At 40.0% G+C, this 5990-nt stretch carries 15 protein-coding genes; 1 reads left to right on the plus strand and 14 read right to left on the minus strand.

The annotated features are described in order from the left end of the window. Positions 1-97: 97 nt before the first annotated feature. Positions 98-319, plus strand: coding sequence for a hypothetical protein (locus tag CDG79_RS38425; protein ID WP_189525280.1), 222 nt, complete (start codon positions 98-100; stop codon positions 317-319). Positions 320-582: 263 nt separating this feature from the next. Here CDG79_RS38425 and CDG79_RS38430 read toward each other — a convergent pair whose 3' ends face one another. The 14 genes from CDG79_RS38430 to CDG79_RS38495 all read right to left on the minus strand — a co-directional run bounded on the left by CDG79_RS38430 (position 583) and on the right by CDG79_RS38495 (position 5628). Beyond that, a complete protein-coding gene (locus CDG79_RS38430; protein ID WP_094346756.1) occupies positions 583-903 on the minus strand; it encodes a hypothetical protein in 321 nt (106 codons plus the stop codon). 10 nt (positions 904-913) lie between these two features. Beyond that, complete coding sequence (locus tag CDG79_RS38435) at positions 914-1129, minus strand: hypothetical protein (RefSeq protein WP_094346757.1); 216 nt, start codon at positions 1127-1129, stop codon at positions 914-916. 27 nt (positions 1130-1156) lie between these two features. Further along, positions 1157-1432 (minus strand): hypothetical protein, encoded by a 276-nt coding sequence (locus CDG79_RS38440; protein ID WP_094346758.1) that lies wholly within the window; start codon positions 1430-1432, stop codon positions 1157-1159. 53 nt (positions 1433-1485) lie between these two features. Then, positions 1486-1644: a hypothetical protein gene (locus tag CDG79_RS43145; RefSeq protein ID WP_189525281.1), complete on the minus strand. Its 159-nt coding sequence runs from the start codon at positions 1642-1644 to the stop codon at positions 1486-1488. Continuing rightward, positions 1628-1867 carry a hypothetical protein gene (locus CDG79_RS38445; protein ID WP_189525282.1) on the minus strand — a complete coding sequence of 80 codons (240 nt, stop codon included), beginning with the start codon at positions 1865-1867 and terminating at the stop codon, positions 1628-1630. Before CDG79_RS38445 ends, CDG79_RS43145 begins: the two co-directional genes overlap by 17 nt. Positions 1868-1878: 11 nt before the next feature. Next, positions 1879-2202: a hypothetical protein gene (locus tag CDG79_RS38450; RefSeq protein ID WP_094346759.1), complete on the minus strand. Its 324-nt coding sequence runs from the start codon at positions 2200-2202 to the stop codon at positions 1879-1881. Between the two features lie 347 nt (positions 2203-2549). Further along, positions 2550-3002, minus strand: a complete 453-nt coding sequence (locus CDG79_RS38460) for a hypothetical protein (protein WP_094346761.1) — start codon at positions 3000-3002, stop codon at positions 2550-2552. Beyond that, positions 2999-3274 carry a hypothetical protein gene (locus CDG79_RS38465; RefSeq protein ID WP_094346762.1) on the minus strand — a complete coding sequence of 92 codons (276 nt, stop codon included), beginning with the start codon at positions 3272-3274 and terminating at the stop codon, positions 2999-3001. The genes CDG79_RS38460 and CDG79_RS38465 overlap by 4 nt, the downstream gene beginning before the upstream one ends. A 34-nt stretch (positions 3275-3308) precedes the next feature. Then, a complete protein-coding gene (locus tag CDG79_RS38470; protein WP_189525284.1) occupies positions 3309-3626 on the minus strand; it encodes a hypothetical protein in 318 nt (105 codons plus the stop codon). 39 nt (positions 3627-3665) lie between these two features. Beyond that, positions 3666-4439, minus strand: a complete 774-nt coding sequence (locus CDG79_RS38475; protein ID WP_094346763.1) for an ERF family protein — start codon at positions 4437-4439, stop codon at positions 3666-3668. A 17-nt stretch (positions 4440-4456) separates the two neighbouring features. Then, positions 4457-4717 carry a hypothetical protein gene (locus CDG79_RS38480; protein ID WP_094346768.1) on the minus strand — a complete coding sequence of 87 codons (261 nt, stop codon included), beginning with the start codon at positions 4715-4717 and terminating at the stop codon, positions 4457-4459. A 26-nt stretch (positions 4718-4743) separates the two neighbouring features. Beyond that, on the minus strand, positions 4744-4971 hold the full coding sequence (locus tag CDG79_RS38485; RefSeq protein ID WP_094346764.1) for a hypothetical protein: 228 nt from the start codon (positions 4969-4971) through the stop codon (positions 4744-4746). After that, complete coding sequence (locus CDG79_RS38490; RefSeq protein WP_094346765.1) at positions 4968-5183, minus strand: hypothetical protein; 216 nt, start codon at positions 5181-5183, stop codon at positions 4968-4970. The genes CDG79_RS38485 and CDG79_RS38490 overlap by 4 nt, the downstream gene beginning before the upstream one ends. Before the next feature lie 67 nt (positions 5184-5250). After that, positions 5251-5628 carry a hypothetical protein gene (locus CDG79_RS38495; RefSeq protein WP_223278604.1) on the minus strand — a complete coding sequence of 126 codons (378 nt, stop codon included), beginning with the start codon at positions 5626-5628 and terminating at the stop codon, positions 5251-5253. Positions 5629-5990 lie beyond the last annotated feature (362 nt).

Below are 5990 nucleotides of genomic sequence, written 5' to 3' on the forward strand. Positions count from 1 at the left end.
CGCGTTCATAAGTTTCCGTAATTTTCCGCCGCAAATCTATGGAGTATGCTTTCATTGGTGACAAATTTTACTTATTTAATCTCTATAGTACATTTAATTGTCTCTCACTCAAGTGAAAACCGCTATAGCTCATGAGTTACGCAATACTCCGGTGAAGATTAATAGCGCTCATCCGGGTTGGGTAAAAACGGAATTAGGTGGTGAAGGTGCAATGATGGACATCGCATCAGGTGCGAAAACTGGTGTTGAATTAGCGATATTGCCAAATGATGGCCCCAGTGGTGGGTTTTTCCATCTTGGTGAACCAGTAGCTTGGTAGCTTATACCACGATTTGAAGCAGTGGCATAAGTTATTAGTCATTACGCAAAGTTCTCACGATTTTCATACACTCGATACTATTGACCAAGACGGTAAATGGCGATTTATCCCATTCCTTCAATGTATGGGATAAATCGCCGTCTTTTGTAAAAAGTTGAGCATTATTCTTCTAACTCGGACTTTTCCATTTCTGGTGAAAAGTTGGCTCTACACTGCTCAAGTCATCTATTATTAGAGGCACTTCTCAGTATGTGGGCATCGACTTAAGCATTGGATATTGTCTCCAACTGTTGCTTGAGAATTACAATTTCGATTTGATACGCTTCAATTTCAGTTTGAAGTTCGACATGTAATTCCAGTGGTGTAAGTGGCTGAATCTTCTGCTCTTCAAGATGTGACACTTCGGAAAAATCGTTTTTATCTAGGACAGCATAACGCCAAGATTCGTTACATAAGCCAGTCAGTAGATTATTGGGTGGATAATACTGAATCCCAACAATCATCCCCTGCTTGGTTCTTTGCCCTAACGAGTATTTTGGTGATGTCCAATGATTGGGAATAGTGACAACTTTTGAAGTTTCCATACGATTGTTCCTATCTTTGTTTTGACTGTACTTGTACTACTCGCTGCTGCCTTTTCTCTACCAAAACCTGACCGATAGCTCCTCCAGTACCCAGCCCTAACATAGCTGTAGAAATTATGTACATTGTATTTCTGCCAAAAAATTGCACTCCTAAATACCCAATAGATATGGCCGCTAATGTACCAGTGAGACTTACAACGATTGTTTGTGCTTGATTCCGTTTCATAATTTAAATTTCCTTGCTTGATAGAGGTTATGAATTCTTTCTCTGTTTGACTAGCACCGAGCGCAAGTACTGCCGACAAGCTGCTTCTCCCCGACAGATCAAAATCCTCAGCGCCTCTATTTCCTGCATCGGAGAAACACAGATTTCCGCGATGGTAGCAATCAAATTCTGTTGCTTCTGCACGTAATCTTGATGATGCTGCTCTAACAGAGCAATCTTAGAGTTCAACTGCTGGATTTGCCGCAATGCTTGTGTCAGGGACGATTCTTTGTTTCGAGAGCGATTATCTAGAGTTAATGTCATTTTTTTTTGCTCCTCAAGAATTTAAATTGTTGTTCGTAATTCAATCGAGGCATTTATTGCCGTTGTTTTTTTGGTGGTTCGTGCTTCGATAACAAAGAAGAGAAGTCGTAAATCGTTACTGTTGGTTTTGGTTCTGGTTCAAGTTTTGGTTTCGATTCTATTACGAGTTCAGGATTGCCCAAACCAAGTGCATTTTTAATTTCCTGTTCCATGTCTAGATTCTCCTTGTTGAGTAGCTTGCTCCACCTGTTCAATTGCGTCTACTACTTCTCCCAAAATATTAAAAGCATCGTTTAGTACAACATCATTCAAGGTAGAAAAATGCTCTGACGATTGAAGTCTACGATAATCCTTACTACTCCCCACAAGCCGCAACGTATATTGACAACCTTGCAAGATGGCTCGGATTTCTTGTGTAGTTAATTTAATTTCCATCGTTGTTCCTCCTAAAACTTGTCCTGACGAATACTGAAACTCGCTCCAATCAAAGCACTGGCCAAGAAGCCTGAAAAACTAACTAACATCATCCCCAAACAAATGTTCTTCTGATGCTGCCAATATTGAGAACTTGTAGCAATTTCCATTCCCCAGCACCCCATCGCCCCTACTCCTGCAAATCCGGTAAAAAGTAGAGAGATAATTGCAGTTGTTTCTATGATGCGGTCAATGAAAATCCTGGGGTTGAATCTTTTTCGAGTCCGGCGGCGAAGAAGCAATTTACTCTTGTGGTCTAATTGGGATTGGTAAACAACTTGTTTGTGGTTAGTCATTTGGCATCCTCTAATTCAACAAAAAATCCTGCACCAGTATTATTAATCTTCACTAACTTTCGATTGACCAGTGTTTGAATCACGCTAAGACTAAACTTGATACTGCACAATCGTGCGCTACCTCCACAACGACCAAGATACTGTAGGCATAGTGAGGACTGGTCAGTAGGGATGGAGTGAGCAGATTTTCTTGGCATAATCTTGACTATGACTCTACGATTTTGAGATGATGTGAATTGAAAAAAATTCCCTGTCCAGGTGGCATATCTGAGAAATGAACACTTTTAGCGATCGCACACTGATGATTGAATGCAATCGCGCTTTCAGTTTTAATCTTTGACCTGATGCTATTGAATCAAAGCCAGCAAAATGTTTGGAGTTAAAGGACTCCAACGTGGTTGGCTAAAACGTTGACCATCCCAATTAAATTGCACTAAAGAAAAATCTTCTGGTTCTTCGTTTTTACTTATTTTATTGCGAGGATAATGCTCGATAAATAGAAAATTATCCCCCAAACAGCGACGAGCCGATAACACAGTATTCTGGTATTTTTGCCAAATCAATGTAGCTAGACCCTCCGCAGAATTAGTAATGCTTGTCCCCGTGTCTTGTTCATCTAAATCCGAACATAAGATAATACTCGGCATAGAGTAAGATTGATAAATCCGCAGTTGACATTTACTATCCCAGTACTTTGGATTACTTTGCTGTAGTTCATGTCCTGCACCTTTCCAAATGAAAATAGTGTCAAGCACTAAACTAGATGAATCAAGCTTAATATTGGTGGTTTGAGTAGTCATATTTTTCCCGATCTGACATCGCAATAAGTTGTACACTCACATCGCAGCTGATTATCAAGGGAAAGCCAATTGATAATTTCTTCAGCCCTGGCTCTTTTGATGTAAAGTTCTTGCAGAACTCTATCTCGAAGAGTTTCTAATCTCGCTGCTTCTAGGTAATTATTCTGTAAAAGCAAAAGCTTGTGTTGATCGTGAAGTGGATCTACTTCTGTTGTTACCTCAGAATCAAATCGATCCATAACAAATGCGCGAAGATAATCATATTCGGTCAAGAATTATTCTCCCTCTTGTATTGGATGAATTTTATTAATAATTCGAGTTCTCACCGATACCGTATTGCCATCTGAGAAAACTTACGGGAGTACAGACTTCTGACCAATCACAAGCTCCCATTGGTGCATTCCAGTCGTGTCGGTATTCCTCTCCAAAATACCCCAGTCCCCAATGCCAGTCGTCATATTCCGGCTCCGACTCCCATCCAAACCAGAGAGCAACATTTACTTTAATCAGATAGAAGAACTTAATCATCCATCCGCCATCGTAATCAAAAATAAAATCGTAAAAGTCCCCTAGAAAGCGCTCATTTGTTAATGCAATCAAATCCATTCTTGACCAAAGATTCATCTTTTTCTCTACCCTTTAGTTTGAAGTATGTTTATCTTCTCAATTAAGTTCAGGCAATTCTGCAAGCGCTCCTTCCATCCAGTCGTTGATTGCTCTTGTTTCATCTACTCCTCGTGCCACAGCGTCAACGACGTGTTTTTGATAAGAGTTAACAGCATGATTCAAATGCCCAAACTTATTACCAGCCCAAGCCAAACACATAGTTTTTACTAGTTCGTCAATCTGAACAGAATCAAGCTCACTTGGACTCGTCACATTTCGAGAATGCAGCCACTCTTTGACTAAATCCAACGGATAATTTAAAAGTGTGCGAACTTCTTTGACTCGCAAATCTTTTGGGTTGATTGATGGTGCAGTTACAGCTTGTTTTGGTTGCTGGACTCTATACTGTTGATTGTCTTTACGGGGTCTAATATTATTCTGTGGCTGTTCAGGCTTTTGAGGAGTAGCTGCACCTTCAGCATCATTATCTTCATCTGCTGTCACCGATAAAATTGCACAAACCGCATATCGTCGTGCATAAGTTAATGCTGCACCAAACTTCTGAGAATCACTAATTTCGGGAAGAGGATAAGTACTGGTGATGCTCTCCCCAGATTCATGAAAAATATGAGTCCGTAGTACAGTTTTCCCTTCAAAAATTTCGGTAGTTTGAATTATTACTAATACATGTTTACTGAGTCCGGGAGTGACAGCATCTAATACAGCATCTAGGGTTGCATATTTGCGCTTGTAGTGAGGATTAGTACCGTCTTTTTGAATCGAATTAAACTCTGACTTTGCCTTGATTAAAGCTTTGATTAGTTCTTGCATTAGTCAATTCCAAACTCTTACCAATCATTTTCGTTGACATCACCGGACACTTTTTTGCTAGATTTAGCTTTATTTATCTGAAACTCTGAGGCTTTTAGCACAGGCATTGCCGCTTGTTTTACCGAAGCTTTGGCTTGGTGATAGAGGAATTGGGTTATCCCATCCGCGTCTTCGCCATCTTCCACTTGCGCCCACAAAGAACAACCTAGTTCCAGTGATTCGTAGTCGCCGAGATTAAATTTTCTGGAGTAGCTAACAGAGACAGTGGTGAATTTCATTATTTTGGGTTTTACTAATTTGGTTGTCAAACTTCTTTGTTAGTATCAACCATTTCAATGCTGAGTATTTGACATAAATCGCTAGCTTTTACACCAATAACTCCTGGTTGAATTTCAGTAGATAATTCCTCAATGATTGAATAAAAGCCGGGGTCTTCATCATTGATTTCTACTTCAATCAAACCTGCATCATTCGATATAACAGTTGCCCAACTTGGCAAAACTTGAGGAATACTGGTTGCGTAGAGTTTCATGATTTTGATTCCTGATTCAACTTGATTTCAACGATTTCTTCTACACAACCCATCGCTTGATCCAAATAGTGCAGAACATCACCCAAGTGTGTTGCTGCCTCTGGATCAATCTTCTTATCAGCAATTAACAAAAGCCAGTTTTCGTTTTGGGCAATTGCCTGAATCTTCTGGTAGCAGAAGTTGAACTCTTGTAAGATTTCTATGGGTGACATTGCTATATTTGTCATGTAAGTAAAACAGTCTTATTGAGGAAGTGGGCAGCAACGCCCACCCCTTTCTTTACGCTGCAACCAATCTTTCACTTGGCGCATCAAATTCTTTATCTAGCAACTCTTCTTTCGTGGCTGGTTGTTTCATAGTCGTTTTTGATACCTTTGCCACTTTCATGAAGTCATCTAGTCCAACTGCTGCATCAACCGGCTCGGCGTATCGAATCTTATCTACAGCATTCGACCAGTGCGTAATGTATTGAAATATCACCCCAATCATTGAATGAGCAACGTATACTCGGTAAGTTCTGGGGCAAGCTCCACCAACGTAAACCAGCTTGTATCCAAGGATTTCCATGACCTCTGCGTTGTGATCGGTTGGAGGCAACAGTATCTTGTCAAGAGACTCTTCCAACTGAATCTGTTGAAGAGAAAATGTGCTAATCATATTCTGTGTGCCATGATGATTTCGATTGTCTAAATTTCGGTTGAACGGCGATTGCATTTCTTTTCGACTGCGATCGCCTTTTTCACTTCAGGGATTTCTTACACCTGTGCATTCTGATCTACTGGAGAGCGCATATTTTTCAGCCGATGGTTATCAAAACCCGAATTTTGAAGTATGAGGTTATTTGCTGTACTTTGTGCCATGATTGTGTCTGCTTAGAGATTAAACTTATTGGCAGTAAACCAAAAAGTTTTTCCCCAAAGAGCGATCGCTAAAATACTGATAGCTTATAATACTAGTAAATACAGAATTCTCTAACCAGCAGAAATAGTATAGATTATGATTACTTATGATCAGTTGGT

The organism is Nostoc sp. 'Peltigera membranacea cyanobiont' 232, from assembly GCF_002245985.1.
In the GTDB taxonomy this organism is placed as follows: Bacteria; Cyanobacteriota; Cyanobacteriia; order Cyanobacteriales; family Nostocaceae; genus Nostoc.